Origin of the sequence: Paenibacillus sp. G2S3, from assembly GCF_030123105.1 — a bacterium.
Taxonomy (GTDB): Bacteria; Bacillota; Bacilli; order Paenibacillales; family Paenibacillaceae; genus Paenibacillus_AQ.
Map to the genome: position 1 here is coordinate 551,529 of NZ_CP126095.1, position 21,940 is coordinate 573,468.

A 21,940-nucleotide genomic window follows, 5' to 3' on the forward strand; every position below is an offset into this window, starting at 1 on the left:
CGAAATTATTTCGCGCCTTCGAGTGCTTTTTCAGCAAGTGTAAAATATTCACCAACATGAATACTCACGCCGGAAATTGCATCAGTTTTACCTTCAGCTGTAAGTTCTGGAGCAGTACCTTTTTCAAGGAAGTATTGCTCAACTTTTGCGATCTCTTCATGCCATTCAGCGGAAGCACCGCCAGCCTTCATACCATACTTACCATCGACGGAGAATTGTTTCTTGTCGTCGCCAGCAGCATTTACACCGCTGAATTTAACAGCAACGATATTACCGTTAGCAACAGTCAAGTCCACAGTGGATTTCCAACCGGAGTCTTTATCCATTTCGCCTTCAGCATGGTAGCCTCCGTCTTTGTATTGACCAGCTTCAACAGGTCCAGCAGCCAGAGCAGCTTGAGCAGCTTTCACAAAGTCAGATACGTGTACAGATACACCAGAGATAGCATCAGTTTTCCCCTCAGCGTCTAAAGTTATAGCTGCTGGATCTTGTTTTTCAATCAGGAAAGCTTCAGCTTTTGCTGCCTGCTCGTGCCATTCAGAAGAAGCACCGCCAGCTTTCATGCCATATTTACCATCTTCAGAAAGTTTTTTCTTCAAGTCGCCAGCAGTGTTTACGTTAAAAGCATCCCAGTCAGCCTTAGTGATCTTTCCACCTTCTACAGTTAGAAGTGCGAAATATTGCCAGCCAGTTTTAGCGTCAACATCAGCAGTAGCGTAGTAAGTTCCGTCTTTGTACTGACCGGCTTCAGTTCCAGTGTTACCGGAATTTGTTGCAGGAGCAGTTGTTTCAGCAGGTGCGTTAGTAGGGGCTGCGGTGTTGTCTGTGTTGTTACCACAACCTGCGAGCAATCCAAGGATAAGTGCGCTCGACAAGATAACAGAAGCTTTTTTCATTTCAAATGACCTCCAAAAATATAGTTTAAAATATATATATTAAAATGTAAAACATTTTAATAGTGGAGCGAAGTGATAAAAATCACTTTATAAATGATATTTGTCACTTTTATTTCATGGACTAATACCGGTTTGTAACAGTGTCATGACATATATCGGTGTGGATTAGAAAAAAATTTAATGATGTTGTTTTATCTCCGATGGCATTCTAGCACACGAAGCAGGTAAAGTATTGTGAAAAAAATCACTTAAAAAATTAAATATTTAATTTATATATTCATTATATCAAATTTTAAGAGATTTGAATACCTATTTTAAAGACTATTATGTGACAGAATACGACCTGGTTTGATAATCCCTTGGAAAAAGCAAAGATTCATCGCGAATAAGGAAGGGTAAAGTATAGATAACACAGGATAATAATCCTACCCTACTTAAAGCTAAGGAGATGAGCATATAATGGACAACAATGTGTTTAAAGGAAAATGGAAGCAGCTCAAAGGCGAGGCTAAAAAACAATGGGGCAAGCTTACAGATGACGATCTTGATGTGATTGATGGTGAAAAGGATAAATTGGTAGGAAAACTACAAGAGCGTTATGGCCATTCGAAAGAAGACGCTGAGAAAGAGTACCAAAGCTGGGGACGTTCCTATCGCGATTAATTCGCACTAATAAGATTTATATAAAAGTCCATAAGAAGAGCGCAAATCGCATCTGATTTGCGCTCTTCTTATGCGATGATTGGTGGTTAGATGTTGTATTGAATGGAGGCTTAGGCTTTGTGTGAATGCAGAAATACGGATTCATGAAGTCAGCGCACTAATATGATAGTATTATGAGATGAAATCTGTAATTTATCTTGTGCAAGTGGGAGCGAATCTATGGGGTATCTTAAAATATTTTTCGGGAATACCGCAATTCTTATAGCTGTGGCCTATTTGGCTAATCTGATATATAAACATACAATTTCAAATACAACTGTAGGAATAAAGAAGACAAGCTGGGTGATCCTGGCGATCTTTGCTGGTTGGATCAGTATTCTTTTTGGTTATAATCTGGACGACCATGTGATCTTTGATTTGCGGTTTGTACCCCTAATCATCTCGACGCTGGCGTATCCTAGACCCATCACACTTATATTGATCGGTATAGGAACGGGACTTACAAGGTTAACTTTTGGGGTGAATGAGGCAGCGGTTGCAGGAATGATTAATTTATTTATTTTGGGGGCTATTTGTGCGGCGCTTAGCTATTGGGTCAGACGCTCAACCCTCGGTATTGTGAAACAAGGTCTGATCGTTATTCTGATCGTAAATCTAATGAATGCCATAAACATTATGGTGTTAGGCGTTATCCCTGTGGAAGAGTACATAAGAGAGATCATGCCAATTACGTTCCCTGCAGGGTTAATTTTAAGCATATTGTTCTCATTAATTATCCGTGATTTTCAACTCGGTCTTCTAAGGAATGAGCAAATCCAGCATGCTAACGAACAGTTGTCTGCTCAGACAGAAGAATTACATAAGAATAAGCTTGTGCTTGAAGAACGTGCTAATCAATTAATGATGGCGTCCCAATTCAAGTCCGAATTTCTTGCCAACATGTCACATGAGCTTAGAACTCCACTGAATAGCATCATTAATTTATCGCAGTTAATTGAAGAAAATGATGATTCGCTTACTGAAGCAGAAATAAGAGAATATGCAGCCATTATCCATCGTTCGGGTGATGAGTTATTGATGATCATCAGCGATATTCTGGATTTATCCAAGGTTGAGGCAGGTCGATTAGATATTATAAATGAAGAATTAAATGTTAGCGAGATCCCAGATTTGCTGGCAATGCAGTTCACTGTAACGGCCAAACAAAAAGGACTGAATTTTAATATCTCCATGGATGAGAATGTCCCTCCAATGATTCATTCCGATCCACATCGAGTGCAGCAGATTTTGCGTAATTTGCTCTCAAATGCTTTTAAATTTACAAAAACAGGTTACGTATCGCTGCATATCCACGAGCAGGAATGTGGGGAAGGGGATGCCGTGCAACATTGGCTTGTATTTGATGTGGAGGATAGTGGCATAGGAATCGCACCGGAGAAGCATGTCATGATCTTTGAAGCCTTTCAACAGGCAGACAGAACGACTAGCCGGAAATATGGTGGAACAGGACTAGGACTTTCTATTAGTAATGACTTGGCCAGATTGCTCGGCGGGTTCATTTCTATGGAGAGCAAGGAAGGGAAGGGAAGTCGATTTTCGCTTTATCTGCCCCTTGAAATGGATAGTGAGTAAAGCTCCAATATTATTTGGTGATTTGGCGTATTGACAGTAGATTGATGCGGAGTAGAATGAAGCCAATGCCGCATCAAAGGAGTGTTACTGCCTCTATGGACAACATGGATAATAAGCATAAGGTTACGGTTTCAAAACGTGCTCGTAAACCCTCAGTACATCGCAGAAATTTGCGTATAGCTACGTTGGAGGGTGTACCGTCAACTATTTTTCAGGTATTGCTGCAAGGGCAGTTCCTAACAGGATTCCTACTATATTTAGGAGCCACCTCTAGTCAAATCGGATTTGTGCTAGCGCTTACTACATTGGTTAATGTGGCGCAGATTGGTGTAGCTTTTCTGATTCAGAAGTTGCCAAGTCGCAAATGGGCCATGGTTACTTTTATCGGACTGCATAGGATACTTTGGGGTTCTACGGGACTGATACCGTTTATTTTTCCTAAAGAATATTGGGTTATCGCATTTATTGCCTTATACACTACTGCTTTTATTGCCAATACTGCTGGTGGTGTGCTGTGGAGCTCTGTGATCAGCGATCTAGTTCCAGCACGGGTACGTGGACGTTATTTTGGGATTCGTAATACTGTCCTGAATGCACTTGGAAGTTTGGTTATGTATGGCGGAGGTATTATTCTGGACCGTTATCCCGGGGGTCATGGTTTTCTGATTCTATATATTGTTGTATGGATCTTCTCGATATCGAATGTCGTAGTATTCTTTTTTTATCCGGATGTACCGTTCGAGAAATCAGAAGAGCATAAATTTTTGCCCATGTTTAAGAAACCGCTTAAAGATACATTATTTATGAAGTCAACCTTGTTTCTGGCTGCCTGGCTGTTGTTGCAGAACCTAACGGTTCCGCTATACTCTTATGTCATGTTGCAGTTACTTCATATTAATTATGAAACGTTGTCATTGCTTAATGTGTCCCAGACCGTGTTTATGATGGCTAGCTTCTACGTTTGGGGTAATCTAAATGCGAAATACAGCAACAAGCGACTGTTGTTCTTTACTTTACCGATTATTGCGTTGTCTTCATTGATGTGGGGACTCTTGTCTGTGATGCCGATGCTGCTGGTGTTATTTGCGGCCCATATCGTTTTTGGTGTTGGTGTAGGCGGTTTCAACCAGCTGGCCTTTAATTTTATTATTGGAGACACGCCGAAAAAAGAACGTCCGATGTATATGGCCACATATGCGGCGCTTACGGGTTTATCATCCTTTTTTGGCCCGCTTATTGGCGGTCAGCTCTATGAAAAAATTGCGCACTGGCCGCAATGGACTCAGGTATACGGTATGCAGCTAGTGGTAGGGACGCTGATGATTGCACTTGCGTTTCTGCTAGGTCGTCGTATTCTAAAGGACGAATAGAAGTAAAGGGGGTTATTCCTTGTTAAGGATAGCGATGGTATTAGGTGCCACCGGATTGGTAGGCAAAGCAGTTACGGAGGAATTGTTAAATCGTGATGGCTGGGAAGAAGTGAGGGTGCTTGTACGGACACCGTTAGCTATAGAACATCCTAAGCTTAAACAAATCGTTGTAGATTGGGAGAACCTAAGAAACTATACAGAGTCGTTCGAAGGGGTACATTCCATCTTCTGTTGTTTGGGGACTACGATAAAAAAGGCGGGTTCACAAGAAAAGTTTGAGCGAGTCGATCTAAACTATCCGCTTGATGCTGCAGCCATAGCGAGAGAACAGGGTGTTAAACAGTTTTTGGTCGTCTCTTCTATAGGGGCAAATGCGAAGTCGAGTAATTTCTACAGTAGGACTAAGGGAAAAGCGGAAGAAGGTTTAACCGCTATTGGATTTCAAGGTTTGCATATATTTCGTCCTTCCTTGCTACTGGGACAACGTGAAGAATTCAGATTAGGGGAGAGAATCGGAGCTAGTTTGATGAAAGCGCTGGATTTTGTAATGGTGGGTAAGGCGGCTAAATACCGTGCCATACCTGGCACGACAGTCGCAAAAGCTATGGTTAACATTGCGTCTGCGGATACCCATGGATTACATATTTATATGAATGAAGTAATACATGTGATTGGGAAACGCTAAGCTCTCTGGGGCTCTAATAAATTTGCATTAAGATGAGAACAGGACTTACAATAAGCAATAAATAATCAGCGCATAATGGAGAGGGGTAATAAAATGAGTAAAAAACAAGTAGCTACAACCAAAGCACCCGGAGCAATCGGTCCTTATAGTCAAGCTATAACCACGGGGAGCTGGGTTTACACTTCAGGACAACTTGGCCTGAATCCGGAAACGGGTAATTTGGCTGAGGGCGTACAAGAACAAGCGCGTCAAGCGCTTAACAATGTACAAGCCATTCTTGAAGAAGCTGGTGCAACGCTAGATCATGTAGTAAAGACAACCGTATTCTTAAAGGATATGAATGATTTCGCGGCCGTTAATGAGGTTTATAGCACCTTCTTTAAAGAACCTTATCCTGCTCGCAGTGCTATTGAGGTTGCACGTCTGCCTAAAGACGGACTTGTTGAGATTGAAGCGGTAGCTCGTAAGAAATAAGGAGTTATCCTTTTGCACTTTTATTATTTTAAACAATGGCAGGCTAAGGTGGATAACCTTAGCCTGCTATTTTTATATTAGGATCAGTAACTTCTGTATCTGTTGTACCTACTACGACGTGGTGTAAGCAGTAGCCAGATGCTGTAGAGCAGCAGGAGGCCTGCTGTAATCATCCCAGTTATATAGACATTGTTGGTCTCTTTGTGTTCCAAGGCAATTGCGATGAAAGCCCATACGAATACCAGTGGATAGATGCTATCTCGGTAAGGATAGCTGACCACAACCGCAAGCAGGGTTCCCACGCAGAGCATGATAACGGCCCAAGTGCTACCGCTAAGACCCCAGCCTTCCCAATGATTCTTCTCTAGAACAACGCTGACGTTCACGATAGTGGCCACAGAGATCCAGCCAAGGTATATACTGAAGGGTAGCTTCATCAGCCAATTCTCACCTGAAGTAGGATTTGCGATCAGGCGTGTTTTTCGATAAATGACAATCAGTGTGATTAACATGAGCACCATAGCAACCAGAGAGAGCTCAATGTATAAATATTGCCAGAGGAAGAGCCAGCTCATATTAAAAATACAGCTCAGAACAAACCAAAACTGAATCTTCCGTACAGAATCTCTAGAGGCTGTATAAGAGCGGAATTGATAAATAACGAAGCCGGCTAACAGTAGATAAATCACTGACCAGATGGAGAATGCGTAACCAGCAGGGGTCAAGTAGGTATGATATTTGTCGGAGATTTCACCGGTGCTGTGACCACCTAATGGCAAGGTTACCGAGAGCACATTCACGATAATCACACCTAAAAAGAACAAAAGATTCCACCACTTATAAGGATTATAACGTCTCAAAGAATTCACTCCCTAGCTTTTTTAATAGGGCAATTCCTACTTAGAATATACCCGCTTTCGGCACAATTAAGACTATAAACAGAAAAGAAGTGACTAGTGAGTCATAATGTTCATGGATAACATGGCAGTGGTACAGGGTATTTTACGATGAAGGGTAGAATCTTTGATTAAAAATAAGCTGAAATGAACCAAATTCGTGGGTGTTTCTATGTACTTCAACTTTATTTGCACAAAAATCTACAGAAAATATGCAGAAACGTTTTTAAATCAGCGCTTTTTCGTATAAGATGAAGAGATGAAGATTCAAGAGCAGATTAGTTTTATCCTAGTTCTTTATCCTTATATTTCTTACAGGAGTGTATCTCATCTCTAAAAGGATGGAGAAACTACTTCTACTTGTATAGCTTCAAAATTTATTTCTCGTGGAAAAGGTTGCAGTTACCACCCGATGGTGGCGGACTGGTTCTTTTTTTGCTTGCTTAAAAGACAGGAGATCACCGATGACTAAGCATCTTTATGCAATATGGTTGGGGGATGTGTTATTTTGCTTCTCTGGCGAAACTTCGGAGCCGAAGGTTGACGCTTGGACCCGAGTGGTGAAGCGGCTGGAGCTGCGGGGAGGAGTGCGCCCTTTTGCGAGTGCTGCTCTGCGGCTGGCAGAAGTGAAATATCCGGCTCCTCCTGTAGAGGGGAAGCCAGCACGCCGTGGATTGCCCGGACGAACATTCGAAGGGCTCGCCTTAGTCCCTAGCGATGCATTTGAACTGCTTCTGGCATGGGATGAGACGTTATGCCGAGATCAGGGAGTGGAGCCTGGTGGCGAATTGCGCTATTGGGCGGCGGCAGCTCGTTTTGCGCTGGAGCTGATGGGTACAGGGGGAATTACGCCAGGAGCCTTGCCCCCACGTCCGGTAGGTTCGCGGCGTCGTGGTGGTGAACAGGCAGCGACGGTTTGCTGGTCTCCAGCTTTTCGAAAGCAGGAGGATAAGGAGATCTTTCTGCAGCTGGCGGCTTCCATGCCGGTATTGGCCCTAGGGACGCATATCGCTGAGGCGGGGGATTTATCCTCGCGGGAAGAGGCTGGTGCCTATGTGCTGTACTCCTTTATGCAGGCGGTAATGACTGCGGAGATAAAAAAAGTGATTGCGGGTATTGAGAGTGAACTTACACCTTTCAAAGCTAATTATCGCCGCGGATACTCCCCTTTAACTGAGCTATGGTGGAATAGTCTTCTTACAGGTAGCCGGGATATACCCGTGCAGGGAACGCAAGCAGAGGTGACAGATCTTCTGGCCACCGTGAATGAAACAGCTGGTAGTGATGTTCCGCAATCAGAACCTGAAGAAGCGCGGAGTGGACAGCTAGGTCTTGGGCTACGTCTGGAGCCACCTGGAGACAATGACGAAATCTGGCGGTTAACCTTCTGGGCGGAGAACAAGGAAGAAGGGGAATTCTGGATTCCGGCAAAATCCATTTGGAGCAGTAAAGAACGAGAGTTTACGTTATGGGGGAAACGCTATCGTAATATACAGCAGCAGCTTCTTATAGCGCTGGGGCGAGCAGCAAGAATCTCACCAGATATTCAACGCGCTCTGGATAAGCCTGCACCTACGGGAGCGGATTTGGAGCCAGAACGTCTTTATTTCTTTTTGAAGGAGACGGTGCAGCAGCTGCGTGAGCGGGGAATAACCGTGCAAATGCCATCACGCTGGAGCCGTGAGGGACGCCGCCGGATTGGCATGAAGATGAAAATGCAGCCGACCGTTAGTGGAATTGATAGTCCTGCACCTGTGGCTCTTGGGATGGAAGAGCTGATTTCATTCCGCATTGAAGCTTCACTTGGGGAGAGTACAATCAGCGAAGAAGAACTGAACGCATTAGTGGAAGCTGGTGTACCTTTTGTTCGTTTCCGTGGGGAATGGATTGAGATAGACCCTAAAGAAATTCGCCAGGTTCTTAGATATATGAAACGCCACGAAAATGGGGAAATGACCGCAGCCGATTGGATGCGGCTAGAGGCTGAGGATGGGGAAGAACGGCTCTGGAAAGGGATGTCGGTCACGGGGATGGAAACATCCGGACTACTGTCATCGCTGATGCGGGGTGACGTATTGCGTAATCTTCCAGTCCGTCCTGTGCCAGAAGGTCTGCATGGAACCCTAAGACCTTATCAGGAGCGCGGTTATCAGTGGCTTTCAGTCCTTAGTGGTCTGGGCTTTGGGGTGTGTCTGGCCGATGACATGGGTCTCGGTAAGACGGTTCAGGTCATTACCTGTCTGCTGGATCGGGCATTAAGTGCTCCACTTGAAGAGAAGCAGGAGCCCGTGCTGATTCTATGTCCAACATCACTTCTGGGGAACTGGCAGCGTGAATTGCAGCGCTTTGCGCCTTCGCTTAAAGTTCACATTCATCATGGTGGACGCCGTGTGCGGGGGGACAGCTTTTTAGAGCTGGCTGCCAGTCATGATATTGTATTGACGACCTATCACTTAGCGGGTCGTGACAGCGAGGATTTAGCGAATGTTCACTGGTCCACTGTAGTGCTGGATGAAGCTCAGTATATTAAGAATCACCGGACGAAACAGGCGCAAAGTGTGATGAAGCTATCAGCGCCGCATCGCATAGCTATGACAGGGACTCCAGTAGAGAACAGACTAGGCGAGTTATGGTCTATTTTTCACTTTTTAAACCCGGGCTATTTAGGAACCTATCATTCCTTCCGGCAGCGTTATGTGTCTGGTGAGGGCGGGGAACGATTGAAGGAATTACATCGCTTGGTGTCCCCTTTCTTGTTGCGGCGCCTGAAGAGTGATCCGGATATCTCTAAAGATTTACCGGAGAAGCTGGAGCTGAAGTCTTATTGCCCGTTGACGGAAACACAGGCGGCCCTGTATCAGGGTGTCGTGGATGAAATGCTTGGTGTGATCGGAGAGAGCAGTGGGATGGCTCGCAGAGGACTCGTATTGTCTTCTCTAACGAAGCTGAAGCAGATTTGTAATCATCCTCAGCTATTCCGCAAAGAAGAAGGCCGGGGTCCACGAAGTGAGCATTCCGGTAAAATGGAGGTCATGTTCGAGATTCTGGACAGCATTGCGGAGGTCGGAGAATCTGTGTTGATTTTTACTCAATATGTAGCGATGGGCGAGCTCTTGGTTAGCAAGCTGACTAAGCGTTATGGAACCGCGCCGCTCTTCTTGCACGGCGGAATTCCAAAACGAGAGCGCGACGAGATGGTTCATGATTTTCAAGAGGGGAAGGGCCCGTCCTTCTTTGTACTTTCTCTTAAAGCGGGTGGCGTAGGTTTGAACCTTACAAGGGCTAATCACGTGATCCATTACGACCGTTGGTGGAATCCGGCAGTTGAGAATCAGGCCACAGACCGGGCATTCCGAATTGGTCAGGATAAAAATGTTCAAGTCCATAAGCTGATTTGCCAAGGTACGTTGGAAGAACGTATCGATGAATTGATTGAGCGCAAGAAAAATCTTTCCGAGCAGGTTGTTGGCTCTGGAGAAACATGGTTGACTGAGATGTCTAATCATGAGCTGAAGGAACTGATTGAACTGCAGGATCAGGACTGGATGTAAGACAGATATGAGTGTTACGGAGGGATCAAACAATGAGTGAACGGTTAGAGATGCGACTGGAAGTTGTGCCTGGATTAGTAAAAGCAGCATGGACGGTGCTACCTGAGAAAGTGACGGGAGGGTCACGGTCAAAGGGTGAATGGAACGCCAGTGCTCCTGCTCAGGAACAACAAGCGGATCAACCTCTCTCTCTGAAGGTTCCGGTATGGCATGCTGCCCGAAGAAAAGAAATATTACGAAGTTTGGCACTAAGTCCGGGGGAAGTATTTGCCTTGCTGCAAGGGCGTTTGACGGGCGAGCTGGCAGAGCTTGAGCTTCTACCTACGGATAGTGAGCTGGAGCAAGCCCTTTTTGAGGGTGAGGGTGTGGAGCATAAGGCGGAGACTCTGAAGCTTATTAAAGAACGTCTTGCTGAAGAGCCACTGCTGGCACTTTCGCTGAGAGGATTTACTAAAGGAGAGCTTTTGGACGGAATTTTTGCCCTTTGGGCTGAAGGGGGTATTTCTAGCGACGAAGCTGAGACAGAGGAAGAAGAAGTCTCGGTTAGTGATCTTTCTACGGAATTGGCTCGGCTTGAACGCAAGGGTCCGGCCATTTCCTCTGGAGAATGGCTGGCAGAAGCGGCTGCAGAAGGTTCGCTACATCAGCCTGGCCCGCAATTCCATGAGATCGCGGCGAGACCGTTTCCTTCGCCGGTGGTAGTAGCTGAAGTTACAGAAGACTGGGGAACGTTGCTGCCTCAGACACCAAAAGCCATTGAGGGACTAACTTTAATTATGCAACGTGTTGCAGAGGCAGCTGCGCGTCGGGCGAATAAGGGCCTGATTAAGCAGTAGTTGGACATACGAAAGCCGCATCTCTGTTGAGAATGCGGCTTTTAGTTATTCTAATGCTGTCCACTGGAGGGAGAATCACCCTCGGAAAGTTCTAGAATCTCGCGGCGAAGACGCAGCATTTTTTGATCTAGTTCATCAGCGGCGCGTGCGGCTTCTTTCAGTTCCTCAGCGACATGTGAAGGAAGCTGTTTATCGAATTTATAATACAGAATATGTTCCATGCTTGCCCAAAAGTCCATAGCCAGGGTTCGCAGCTGTATCTCAGCCTTAACCCAGCGTGTTCCTTCCAGCAGGACGAGTGGGATTCCCACTATAAGATGGAGGCTTTGATATCCGTTTGGTTTAGGATGAGCTATATAATCTTTAATCTCAAGCACGCGGATGTCTTCGCGTGTACTAAGATGATCTACTAAACGGTATATATCTTTAACGAAGGCACATACAATCCGCATTCCGGCAATATCGTGAATGTATTGCTCCATATTTTCCAAGCTGAAACCGTAGCCTTTGCGCTCCATCTTTTGAAGAATACTCTTGGGTTCTTTGATCCGGCATTTGACATGTTCGATGGGACTGAAGCCGTCGCGGGATTGCCATTCTGTCTTGATCACATCGATTTTATTCTGAAGATCATTTAACGCGTGGCGATAGAGTGCCGGTAAGGCTTCGAACTCGTTAACCAGTTTGGCGAAATCCTCGTTGCTGTTACCTTGCCACTGTTGCAGATCCTTTACGTGTACCTGTAGCTGACTAAGCGTAAGCTGTGTGCTCTCATGTTCTTCCACTGAAACTCTCCCGATTTCGTTATTTGTGATAATTCTATTTTAACCGATGTAGAACCCCTGACGCAAAATTACATTCAAAATCAGGAAATATAATCCATAAGTGTAAGAGCAGAGTGGCATAAATCAATTAGTATGGGTTTTATAGGAACATTCTCCTCTAAATCGCGTATTAAAGCACATTAATGAATCTACTCGATACATTTGGTATGATAGAAACACGTATCGCTGGAGAGGGAGGAACTGTAATGAGTTTTATCAAAAAAATTAAAGATAGCGCGAGCCGGGTTACCGAAAAAGCCCAAAACTCAGTAGAGATCGGCAAGCTGAACGGACTTATTTCCGATGTTGAACAAGAGATGGAAGTTGAATTTACGAAAATGGGCAGACTTTTTTATGAAGGATATCGTTCAAAGGATATGTCGGTAGCTGAAGGTAAAATGGTGGAGCTGTCCCGTAACTGTTCTAAGCTTCAGGAAAAAATCGAAGTCCTGCGTACACGAATTGCTGAGCTGAAAAATGAGCGGCTATGTTCATGTGGTCATATTGTGGCGCTTGATGCAAACTTTTGTCCGAAATGCGGAAGTAAGCTGGAACCATTGTCCGCTTCGAGAAAGGTGCCTTCTACACCGGTATTTGTTCAATCTGTGAATGAAGATGAAGAGGATCAATATTATGGCGCAGATGAGCTTACGGATGAAGAGAAGGAAATTGCAATGAAGCTGCATCCGCAGAGTGTTGTATATGCTGAAGTTCAGCATATGGATGATGAGCTGCCACTCGAAGAATATAAGGCGAGCGAACAAGATATTGAGCGGGAACGTAAACAAGCCGAGCAGCTGGAACGGGAAAGAAAAAGACAACTTGAACTAGACCGTCGCTTCGGAGAATGGCACAAGAATGAGCATCAGGAGGAATCTGCGGTCACTGAGGACAATGGTGTACGAGATATGATCCAGTGCCAAATCTGTCGGAATGAATTACCTAAGGGCTCCTTATGGTGTCCGCGATGTGGGTCAGAGCAAATATAGTACGGATTTCAGTCAGCTTAGGGGGACAACAAGATGGAACAGCTGCTGCTGCACCTGCGCAATCTGGGCTTCACGGAGATGGAGTCCAAAATTATGGTCGAGCTTGCGACAAAAGGTCAGGCTTCTGGCTATGAGGTTGCCAAACAGCTCGGAGTTTCAAGATCGAATGTGTATGCGGCGCTACAACGCCTTACGCAGCAGGGATATGTACGATGTGGCGAAGGAGAACCTGCGCGGTACAGTGTTCTCAATCCAGAGGAGCTAGCGACCATGATCTCGGGACGGGTTCAAGCTTCACTGACTTATATGGAAAGTGAGATGCCCCGCGGGGGACCGGTTAGCCCTTCGTTTTATAATGTGGAAGGTGACCGAAATGTATTGGGCGCTCTTATTCGCCAACTTAATATGGCTGAGCAGGAGATCGTAGTGGATATGTGGCGCGAGGAAGCGTCACTTCTGCGGAGTGAACTTGAACAGGCTGAACTGCGTGGCGTTCGACTCTTATGGGCGTTTGACGGAGGCAATGCTGCTCCTGGCTCTTTTCCGGTATGGCCGCCTCTTGGAAGAGATTCACAGCGAACAGATGGACGGAAGTTCTCATTCGTGATCGATCGGAGCTGGTGTATGCTCGGGATGCGCTATGAAGATGGATCGGCGCAAGCGGTTGTAACCGAGCACCCGGTGTTAGTAGATCTGCTATTGAATCATTTTACGCAGGAAATGGTACTGTTCGAGCTGGAGCAGGATATGGGCGCAGAATTAGAAGCGCGTTATGGTGAACGTTACAGCAAAATTCACAGCAAATATGTGATGCATGATCCAGGCGATGGTGGGGAAGAACAGGCGCAGTAGCTATTACAGGGAGGTGAAAAGCATGGAATGTATCGTACATTTTGAAGTGGTGCATGAGGATGGTCCTAAGAAATTGCGTGGACTGCTGTTTCTGGATAAGGGCGCAAGTCCCGGAGAAGCAGAGCTAGTTGAAATGTTCAAGGACATGAAATTTAACGTGAGACTGGAAGATCGCGAGAAATTGATCTTTAAGCCGGTAAATCCGGGCGATTTCGTGGAGATTCGAATTACGGGTTATGATAACGGGCAAGAAAAGAGCAAAGATGATCATAATTTAAAATCTATCGTTGGAAATTTATTGCCACAAAAACCGACAGGTCTATAAAGTGGGGAGAAAGGATTCATTGATGGGAGAAGGAGGAGCACTATGGAGCTGTTGAGACAAAAGGTGTTAAAAGAAGGTATTGTACTCGGGCAAGGCGTGCTCAAGGTAGATTCTTTTCTGAATCATCAGATGGACCCCTTTCTAATGCGTGAGGTTGGCCGTGAGTTTACCCGCCGTTTTTCCGGCGAAGAGATTACGAAGGTACTGACGATCGAATCTTCGGGAATTGCTCCGGGGATTATGACGGCATTAGAGCTGGAGGTTCCGCTGATTTTTGCCCGTAAGCAGAAATCCTTGACACTGACAGAGGATATTTATGTAGAAAAGGTTTACTCCTTCACGAAGAAAGAAACGAATGAGATTACCGTTTCCAAGAAGTTCATCGCTCCGGGTGAGCGGGTTCTGATTGTCGATGATTTCTTGGCGAATGGCGAAGCCGCCTTCGGACTTGCTCGTATTGTTGAGCAGGCAGGAGGAAGTGTGGTTGGGATTGGTATTGTGATCGAAAAAGCATTCCAGCCAGGGAATCGGCTTCTGCAGGAAGCTGGCTACCGGATAGAATCGCTCGTGCGAATCGCTTCGCTGGAGGACGGAAGAATTTCTTTCGTGGAAGAAGAGGAAGGGCTGCTTAGCTGAGACTCTTCTTTAGAGTAGATTCGGATGAAGTTAACAAAAAAACAGCAAGAGACAGGTTTATAAGCCCGTCTCTTGCTGTTTTTTTGTGATGCACGGGTATGGCTTACGCGTTGCCACCGCATGCCGCTGCAGGATCGGCGTGGCGCTGCGCGCTAACCGCCGCCAGCGGCGAGACACCCGCAGCGCCCCTGGCTCGCAGCGCACGGCAAGCGGCCCTTTGCCGAAGCTCTCGCCATCGCCGATCGCCGGCCGGGCCTCTGCGAAGTTGACGGCTACGCTACGTCCACGCAGCATCGACACGAAGGGCAACGCTACATGCTTGCCCTTCAGTACCGTTGGGAACAGCCGCAGCAGTTGCCCGCGGCTGCACCCATGAACGACGCAGACGTCGAAGCTGGCCGTCATCGGCCTTCGCCTGCGGGCAGATCAAAAGCCCGCCGCCGTAGCTGGGCAGGTTGCAGACCGAGACCAGCCATGCCTTCTCAAAGACGTGCTCCGTCCCGTCGCACGCAACACTCACCCGGCATGGCTTAAACGTCATCAGCGTATGCAATATGCCGATGATATAAGCCAGTTGGCCTGCGCCAATGGCATTGCACAGCCGTTTGTAACGGCTGGCATTCACATTCTCGGCCACCTGAGCGTCAAAGCCGTTGGCAACGGCTGTTAAAGTCAGTCCGTTTGCGCCTGAGATCAGATCGGCTTCGATATAACGTTCGCTGAGTGCAGCTTCCAGCGCGGATTCAGTAGAAAGTGGAATGCCGAAGCCACGTGCGGAGTCGTTACCGGAGCCGGCAGGGATGATTGCCATGGGAATGTTTTTGCCGCGAAGGGCGCCCAAAATGCTGTGTAGCGTACCATCGCCGCCTATTACAATCACGGATTTCCAGTCCTCACGATGTTTAAGTGTATTTAGAACGAGGGCTTCTGCACCCTCTGCGCTATGCGTAAACAAGGTCATATAAGGCAGCATCCGCTCTTTCATGAGCGCCTCTACAGTATGCCAGGTCCGCCCGCCCGCACCCCCGCCGGAACGCGGGTTTATGATGAATAGATACATTTAAATTCCTCCAGCCTGTAGAATTCCGTTGATGCCCGTCTTCTCATTGTAAGGAGTGGATGGGCAAAAGGGAATACTTTTCAGCAATAAGAGGTGTTAGTTCAGAGGTGCTTATAGATGTCGAATCTGACTTTCTGCGATATCCCCAACCCAAGGAAGCTTATACCATCTGCTGCTCAAAGCATGATAGATCATAAGTAGCCACACAGCAAAGCTAACAAGAGAAAGGATTGCACTCAGCAGGGAACCTAGAAAAGGGATAAATCCGGTTAGAACATGGAGAATCATCAGCACGCCGAACGTAAGTAGTGATTGCAGAGCGTGGAACAGCACGAAGCGGTTGCGTTTCTCCAGAGCAAGAAAGACTACGCCTCCGATAAAAGGGAAAAAATAGCACAGCGCGCCCGCAATATTATCGGGCAATCCGGTGGATGATTTGAAAGGGGACAAAGGGATCACACTCCTTCTACTTGGAGAAGAAGGGGTTGTTTCTCTGATCCTTCTTCCTTAAAAGCCTATGACTTGTCAGGAAAAAGTATGTTTAGCTCATTGTGGGTATAATATACTTTTCCAATAGCTTGCGGGGGTTCTTCCAATTGTTTGTCTTGCTCTCTGCTGTAAAGACCACAACCGCATCAAGCTTGGGTAGGAGAATAATTTGCTGTCCACCATGCCCGTGGGCAAGCTTGTAGGGTTGGCCGGTCATCGTACCCATCCAGAACTGATACCCGTAATCTCCAAATGCTGGATATCCCGTAGTCTGTGCGGTCAGTGCTTCTTGCAGCCAATGCTTCGGAATGATCTGCTGCTTCGCAAATACACCATTATTAAGTAGACAGATACCGAATTTAGCCATATCTCTTGAGTTCAAGTACAGACCAATATGTCCCATGCTGTGTCCTTCGGGACTCGGTAACCAAGCCGTGTACGTCATTCTGAGAGGGCTGAATAAATGCTCAGCAGCATAGGTGAATGCATCGAGACCTGTAGATTCAGTAAGGATCATCGAAATCAGATGGGAGTCGATACTGCGGTATTGAAATTGACCGATATGTTCCGGGATTATGTTCATACTAAGGGCAAAGGATCCCCAGCGACGACTGCGATGGAGGTTCCGGACGAAAGGCTCACCTAGCTTCTTGCCCGTGATCCAACTAAAACCGGAAGTCATGGTGAGCAGATGACGGAGAGTGATTTTTGATAAATGAGGGGAATGTAAGTATGGAACGTGTTTACGAAGAACCTTGGAAACCGAGACATCAATATCAGGGATATCTCCCGATCAATAGCGATTCCGGTAATTATGCTGATAAAGCTTTTAGTCGCAGATCGAAGATCATTTAATGCCCCGGCATGATGGTTGCCGTAATAACGTTCGAAGATGAGCTTGCCATGGCGAACAATAAGCATACTATGCATCTTTGGGTATTCTTTCTGAATAGCATAATGAGCTTGTTCAAGACCCTCCCGGCGTGTTGCAGTTTCCTCTGGTAGCGCGGTAGTCATCACGGGAACTACGTTATAAGATGAAGTCAGTAATGGTGTAGGTTGGCTCATAGAGATCTCCTTTTCTTGCTGTGGTAAGTAATAGGTGTGACCTGCTGTAGAGCATATTGTATTTTAACCCAACACGAGCAATATGACTTACGGAAAGTATTATAAAAAATAAAAATTTTCCAATTAGCACATTTTACAAGGAAAGGTGGAAGTTGGACCGGAATATGATACAATATAACGATAAGGCCCGAAAGGGGTGATTCAGTAAGTGGCTCTTCGGGTAATAAAAGTGTCAAGGAGCTTCCGTTCAACAGGCGTCCTTACTCTCAGCCCAAATCACGACGAACCTGCTTCACCGGCGAACCAGTATCTCAAGGCTTTGAAGCTTTGAATTTTACGTTTTGGCGGATAATGCAAGCCACGTATGTGTAATGGTTACTTCACTTGCATTCGAGGTTACGGCGTACTTTTCATCATGCATTCTCTACAACGGAGCATTCATTTTCAATGTTTTGGGAGGGAACTGATCATGGCAAGTAAAGGTCATAACGAAGTCAAGGAAAGTTTACGGGAAATGACACGCATTTTCCGGCCCAAAGATCCCAAAGAAATTCGTAAAGGAGTACGTCCGAAAATATCGGATTACCGGAGGCTATGAAGAAGAACTGACCATGGTCGTGGAGCATGAGCTGGTAAAGATGAATTCATCCGTCTCCTAGCTAACAGATACGAGTGTCACTTACTTTTGACATCATTTTGAGTAATAACATCCACGAGGATTCTTATAAACCGTGCCCGAGCAGCGTTTGTTGCAGGAATCGGTTTTTTGTATGTACTTTTATGAATAAGAAATATTGTCTCTCATAAAATAGTCAAATGAATTAATAGACACATTTCACAATGAATGCGCTTTAATGATCATTTTTTATTTGATTGCGTTTTCAAAAATGCGCAAAAATGCAGGTGGGACAAGGGAATATTATGTCGAAAATTACAATGTGAACTAGTTGTGAACGATTGACAAAACTTTCCCTTAAACTTATATTAATAGTGATTGTTATAATTGACAGAAAAAAACAGGAACCTACGAAATCGGGAAAAGCGGGGTAGATCAATGATGAAAACGTGGCAGGCTGTAAAGCGACTCCTTCCCATGACCGCTATGTTTGGTCTCTTTCTTGCCGGGTGCGGCCGTGAGGACTTGTCAGTGCTCAGACCACAGGGACCTCAGGCGGAAATGTCTTACGGATTAATGGAGCTGTCGATCAGTATTATGATCGTCGTGTTGCTGATTGTCTTTACGATTGCAGCTTATGTACTGATCCGTTTCCGTCGAAAGCCGGGTCAGAATGAAATCCCTGAGCAGGTTGAGGGTAGCATCAAGCTTGAGATTCTCTGGACAGTCATTCCGCTTATCCTCGTAGTGGTACTGGCAGTTCCAACGGTGAAAGCAGTGTTCGCCGCAGGAGATGATCATGCCAATGACAAGGATGCGATTAAGGTTAAAGTAACCGGCCACCAATATTGGTGGGAGTTTGAGTATACCGATTACAAGGTGACTACAGCGCAGGATCTGATTATTCCAGTAGGCAAGGATATTGCTTTGAACTGGAAACTAAAGACGTGCTGCACTCTTTCTGGGTCCCTTCCCTTTCCGGTAAAATCGACACTAACCCAGCCGGAACGATTAACCGCTTCAGCTTCAGTGCACCTAATGAAGGCGTTTACCGCGGGAAATGTGCGGAGCTATGCGGACCGTCTCATGGACTCATGGAATTTAAGGTGAAATCGGTTAGTGAACAAGATTTTCAGAAGTGGATAGATTCGATGAAAGCACCTGTAGCTGTGCTGCCAGAGGATCCTGCTTTAGCTGAGAAGTTCAAAGCGGCGTGTCTGACTTGCCACGCTGTAGGTGATCAAGGGATTAATAATGCGCCGAACTTGACCGGAATTGGTTCTCGGGAGTCGATTGCAGGGATCCTGCTCAACGATGACACGAGGGAAGATGGTGCGCCAATTGAGGAGAATCTCAAAACTTGGCTGCATGATCCACAATCGGTAAAACCGGGCAATCTGATGCCTAACCCCAAAGATCTAGGCCTAAGTGATGCGGAGATTGACGGCATTGCTGAGTATCTGGCCAACTATAAGCTGGACTAATGCCTTAGCCTAAAGGCGGGCGGAACTTTCGAAAAGGGGTACGAACTTTGGCTCAAGCAGCGCATACCTTGAATTCATCCAAGCCTCTGGGGCATGGCCACAGTGTGAAGCGCCATACAGGACTTATGGATTGGCTAACAACCGTCGATCATAAAAAATCGCAATTTTGTACCTATGGGCCGGAGGATTGTTTTTGGGATCGGCGGAATTGAAGCGCTTCTGATTCGCTGGCAACTCATCAAACCCATGAATGACTTTTTGGACGCCCAAACGTTTAATGAACTTATTACTATGCATGGTACGACGATGATCTTCCTCGGCGTCATGCCAATCATCTTCGCCTTAATGAATGCCGTCATACCGCTGCAGATCGGTGCACGTGACGTAGCCTTTCCTTTTCTAAATGCACTTGGCTTCTGGACCTTCCTATTCGGCGGAATTCTACTGAATCTCAGCTGGGTAATGGGTGGCGCTCCTGATGCCGGATGGACCTCCTACACCCCACTATCTACGAGTACATACAGCACTACACATGGTGTAGACTTTTATACGATTGGTCTTCAAATTGCCGGATTAGGCACCCTCATCGGGGGATTAACTTTCTAGCCACGATCATTACGATGCGCGCGCCGGGAATGACCTACATGCGGATGCCGATGTTTGCTTGGACTACATTTATTACTTCCGCAATTATTTTGTTTGCATTTCCAGCAGTTACAGTAGGTTTAGTACTGCTGACATTCGACCGTATTCTTGGTGCCAATTTCTTCGAGGTTGGAGCTGGGGTAATCCGGTGCTATGGCAACATATCTTCTGGATATTTGGCCATCCGGAAGTATACATCCTCATTCTACCTGCCTTCGGAATTATTTCGGAGGTCATCCCGACTTTTTCGCGGAAGCGACTGTTCGGGTATAGCTCAATGGTGTTCGCAACCATCCTGATTGCCTTCCTGGGCTTCATGGTTTGGGCTCACCATATGTTCACTACCGGACTTGGGCCCGTAGCTAACGCTTTGTTCTCTGTATCGACGATGTTGATTGCGGTTCCGACCGGAATCAAGATCTTTAACTGGTTGTTCACGATGTGGGGCGGGCAAGTACGTTTCACGACACCGAACCTGTTCGCGGCAGGATTCATTCCTACCTTTACAATGGGTGGCGTGACTGGGGTCATGCTGGCTTCTGCTCCTGCTGACTTTCAGTTCCATGATACGTATTTTGTTGTAGCGCATTTTCACTATGTTATTGTGGGCGGCTTGGTGCTTGGCCTGTTTGCAGGTCTACATTACTGGTGGCCTAAGATGTTCGGTCGGATGCTAAGTGAAAAGCTGGGCAAATGGACCTTCTGGACGTTTATCATCGGATTCCATTTGACATTCTTTGTACAGCATTTCCTTGGACTTATGGGGATGCAGCGTCGGGTATTCACGTATTTGCCGAATCAGCAATTCGATTTGCTAAATTTAGTGAGTACAATCGGAGCTGGACTGATGAGTGTTGGTATGATTATCTTCTTGGTCAACATCTTCCTGACTTCAAGAAAGCCAGCGGATGCAGGTAATGATCCGTGGGAGGATGGACGTACACTAGAATGGACGATTCCTTCGCCACCACCAGAATATAACTTCAAGCAAACCCCACTTATCCGTGGTATTGATGCATTCTGGAAAGAAAAGATGGCAGGAAATAAAGGGATGACTCCGGCAGAACCGGTCGGCTCGATCCATATGCCGTCTGCAACCATATTGCCGTTCACTATGTCTGTTGGGATTTTCATCGCCGGCCTCGGCTTTATGTTCAGTCGGGATGACTTCGGCAACGCCTTTATGAGCTTTTTGTTTAATAATTATATCGTTACTGCGATTGGTCTTATTATTACATTTGGATCTATGCTGATACGTTCACTGTATGATGATCACGGATGGCATATTGAACCCGAAGAAGCTCGGAAGGAAGTGAGCGGACATGACAACGGCACATGCAGAAGCTTCTAAGGAAGAATTTCCTCACGAGCCGGAAAAAGCTACGCTCGAAGGACGAAACAAGGTTCTTGCCTTTTGGTTGTTTCTAGGTGGGGAAGCGGTATTGTTCGGCACGTTGTTCGCTACGTTCCTCGCATTGCGTAATCAGACGAATGAGGGGCCATCGGCGAATGAACTGTTTCACCTGCCGCTGGTAGCTGCTGCAACATTCATTCTTCTGGTAAGCAGTCTGACGAGTGTATTCGCTATCCAAGCGATGCATAGAAACCGTCCGGCTGTGCTTCGTAACTGGCTTTTGGTAACTGTAGTCTTAGGGCTTGGCTTCCTGATTCTGGAGATCTATGAGTTTACTCAATATGTGAGACATGAAGACTTCGGAATGACTACAAGTGCATTTAGTTCGGCATTCTATACATTAGTAGGGTTCCACGGTGCGCACGTAGCTTTCGGGATTGCATGGATCTCCGTCCTGATTGGGCAACTCATGCGTAAAGGATTAACCGTAGTTACTGCACCGAAAGTGTATGTGTCAGCCATGTACTGGCATTTTATTGATGTGGTATGGGTGTTCATCTTTACGGTTGTATACCTACTTGGAAAGGTGGGCTAG

20 protein-coding genes and 3 pseudogenes are annotated in these 21,940 nt (G+C 46.2%); 15 read left to right on the plus strand and 8 right to left on the minus strand.

The genetic code is table 11. The features are described 5' to 3' along the window. Positions 1-5 precede the first annotated feature (5 nt). Positions 6-896 carry an FMN-binding protein gene (locus QNH28_RS02465; protein WP_283910022.1) on the minus strand — a complete coding sequence of 297 codons (891 nt, stop codon included), beginning with the start codon at positions 894-896 and terminating at the stop codon, positions 6-8. 459 nt (positions 897-1,355) lie between these two features. Between QNH28_RS02465 and QNH28_RS02470 the strand changes: the two genes are divergently transcribed. From QNH28_RS02470 to QNH28_RS02490, 5 genes are all read left to right on the plus strand, one after another. After that, entirely contained in the window at positions 1,356-1,559 is a 204-nt protein-coding gene (locus tag QNH28_RS02470) for a CsbD family protein (protein ID WP_042184513.1), read from the plus strand. Between the two features lie 219 nt (positions 1,560-1,778). Beyond that, complete coding sequence (locus tag QNH28_RS02475; RefSeq protein ID WP_283910023.1) at positions 1,779-3,191, plus strand: ATP-binding protein; 1,413 nt, start codon at positions 1,779-1,781, stop codon at positions 3,189-3,191. A gap of 95 nt (positions 3,192-3,286) precedes the next feature. Next, entirely contained in the window at positions 3,287-4,561 is a 1,275-nt protein-coding gene (locus tag QNH28_RS02480; protein ID WP_481858348.1) for an MFS transporter, read from the plus strand. A gap of 19 nt (positions 4,562-4,580) precedes the next feature. Then, positions 4,581-5,246, plus strand: a complete 666-nt coding sequence (locus QNH28_RS02485; protein WP_283910024.1) for an oxidoreductase — start codon at positions 4,581-4,583, stop codon at positions 5,244-5,246. A gap of 93 nt (positions 5,247-5,339) precedes the next feature. After that, entirely contained in the window at positions 5,340-5,720 is a 381-nt protein-coding gene (locus QNH28_RS02490; protein WP_076285938.1) for a RidA family protein, read from the plus strand. Positions 5,721-5,803: 83 nt separating this feature from the next. On the opposite strand, the gene QNH28_RS02495 is transcribed toward QNH28_RS02490, so the two are convergent. Beyond that, positions 5,804-6,580 (minus strand): TspO/MBR family protein, encoded by a 777-nt coding sequence (locus QNH28_RS02495; protein WP_283910025.1) that lies wholly within the window; start codon positions 6,578-6,580, stop codon positions 5,804-5,806. 500 nt (positions 6,581-7,080) lie between these two features. Here QNH28_RS02495 and QNH28_RS02500 point away from each other — a divergent pair, with 500 nt between their 5' ends. Together QNH28_RS02500 and QNH28_RS02505 are read left to right on the plus strand one after the other, a co-directional pair. After that, positions 7,081-10,167, plus strand: coding sequence for a DEAD/DEAH box helicase (locus tag QNH28_RS02500; protein ID WP_283910026.1), 3,087 nt, complete (start codon positions 7,081-7,083; stop codon positions 10,165-10,167). 32 nt (positions 10,168-10,199) lie between these two features. Beyond that, positions 10,200-11,003: a hypothetical protein gene (locus QNH28_RS02505; protein ID WP_283910027.1), complete on the plus strand. Its 804-nt coding sequence runs from the start codon at positions 10,200-10,202 to the stop codon at positions 11,001-11,003. Between the two features lie 50 nt (positions 11,004-11,053). Here the strand turns inward: QNH28_RS02505 and QNH28_RS02510 are convergent, their stop codons facing one another. Continuing rightward, positions 11,054-11,728: a GTP pyrophosphokinase gene (locus QNH28_RS02510; protein ID WP_283912031.1), complete on the minus strand. Its 675-nt coding sequence runs from the start codon at positions 11,726-11,728 to the stop codon at positions 11,054-11,056. Between the two features lie 305 nt (positions 11,729-12,033). On the opposite strand from QNH28_RS02510, the gene QNH28_RS02515 reads away from it, so the two are divergent. From QNH28_RS02515 to QNH28_RS02530, 4 genes are read left to right on the plus strand one after another with little or no spacing between them, the layout of a single operon-like run. Then, positions 12,034-12,816, plus strand: coding sequence for a zinc ribbon domain-containing protein (locus QNH28_RS02515; protein WP_283910028.1), 783 nt, complete (start codon positions 12,034-12,036; stop codon positions 12,814-12,816). A gap of 33 nt (positions 12,817-12,849) precedes the next feature. Continuing rightward, on the plus strand, positions 12,850-13,668 hold the full coding sequence (locus QNH28_RS02520; protein ID WP_283910029.1) for a TrmB family transcriptional regulator: 819 nt from the start codon (positions 12,850-12,852) through the stop codon (positions 13,666-13,668). A 22-nt stretch (positions 13,669-13,690) separates the two neighbouring features. Beyond that, positions 13,691-13,993 carry a hypothetical protein gene (locus tag QNH28_RS02525; RefSeq protein ID WP_042184527.1) on the plus strand — a complete coding sequence of 101 codons (303 nt, stop codon included), beginning with the start codon at positions 13,691-13,693 and terminating at the stop codon, positions 13,991-13,993. A 42-nt stretch (positions 13,994-14,035) separates the two neighbouring features. Continuing rightward, the gene (locus tag QNH28_RS02530; RefSeq protein WP_283910030.1) at positions 14,036-14,629 is read left to right on the plus strand and encodes a xanthine phosphoribosyltransferase; all 594 of its coding nucleotides are present in this window, start codon (positions 14,036-14,038) and stop codon (positions 14,627-14,629) included. A gap of 57 nt (positions 14,630-14,686) precedes the next feature. On the opposite strand, the gene QNH28_RS02535 is transcribed toward QNH28_RS02530, so the two are convergent. The 5 genes from QNH28_RS02535 to QNH28_RS02555 form a co-directional block, all read right to left on the minus strand. Beyond that, positions 14,687-14,983 carry a hypothetical protein gene (locus QNH28_RS02535; protein WP_283912032.1) on the minus strand — a complete coding sequence of 99 codons (297 nt, stop codon included), beginning with the start codon at positions 14,981-14,983 and terminating at the stop codon, positions 14,687-14,689. After that, positions 14,907-15,689 (minus strand): diacylglycerol/lipid kinase family protein, encoded by a 783-nt coding sequence (locus QNH28_RS02540; RefSeq protein ID WP_283910031.1) that lies wholly within the window; start codon positions 15,687-15,689, stop codon positions 14,907-14,909. Before QNH28_RS02540 ends, QNH28_RS02535 begins: the two co-directional genes overlap by 77 nt. A 111-nt stretch (positions 15,690-15,800) precedes the next feature. Continuing rightward, on the minus strand, positions 15,801-16,139 hold the full coding sequence (locus QNH28_RS02545; protein WP_283910032.1) for a DUF4870 domain-containing protein: 339 nt from the start codon (positions 16,137-16,139) through the stop codon (positions 15,801-15,803). Positions 16,140-16,230: 91 nt separating this feature from the next. Further along, on the minus strand, positions 16,231-16,962 hold the full coding sequence (locus tag QNH28_RS02550) for a serine hydrolase domain-containing protein (protein ID WP_349655054.1): 732 nt from the start codon (positions 16,960-16,962) through the stop codon (positions 16,231-16,233). After that, a complete protein-coding gene (locus QNH28_RS02555; RefSeq protein WP_283910033.1) occupies positions 16,857-17,246 on the minus strand; it encodes a hypothetical protein in 390 nt (129 codons plus the stop codon). The genes QNH28_RS02550 and QNH28_RS02555 overlap by 106 nt, the downstream gene beginning before the upstream one ends. A gap of 469 nt (positions 17,247-17,715) precedes the next feature. Between QNH28_RS02555 and QNH28_RS02560 the strand changes: the two are divergent. From QNH28_RS02560 to QNH28_RS02575, 4 genes and pseudogenes are all read left to right on the plus strand, one after another. Continuing rightward, positions 17,716-17,905 (plus strand): annotated as a pseudogene (locus tag QNH28_RS02560) (hypothetical protein). Between the two features lie 395 nt (positions 17,906-18,300). Then, positions 18,301-19,346 (plus strand): annotated as a pseudogene (gene coxB / locus QNH28_RS02565) (cytochrome c oxidase subunit II). Between the two features lie 125 nt (positions 19,347-19,471). Then, positions 19,472-21,342: pseudogene (ctaD, locus tag QNH28_RS02570) on the plus strand (cytochrome c oxidase subunit I). Continuing rightward, on the plus strand, positions 21,314-21,940 hold the full coding sequence (locus QNH28_RS02575; RefSeq protein WP_283910034.1) for a cytochrome (ubi)quinol oxidase subunit III: 627 nt from the start codon (positions 21,314-21,316) through the stop codon (positions 21,938-21,940). The pseudogene ctaD and the gene QNH28_RS02575 overlap by 29 nt, the downstream one beginning before the upstream one ends.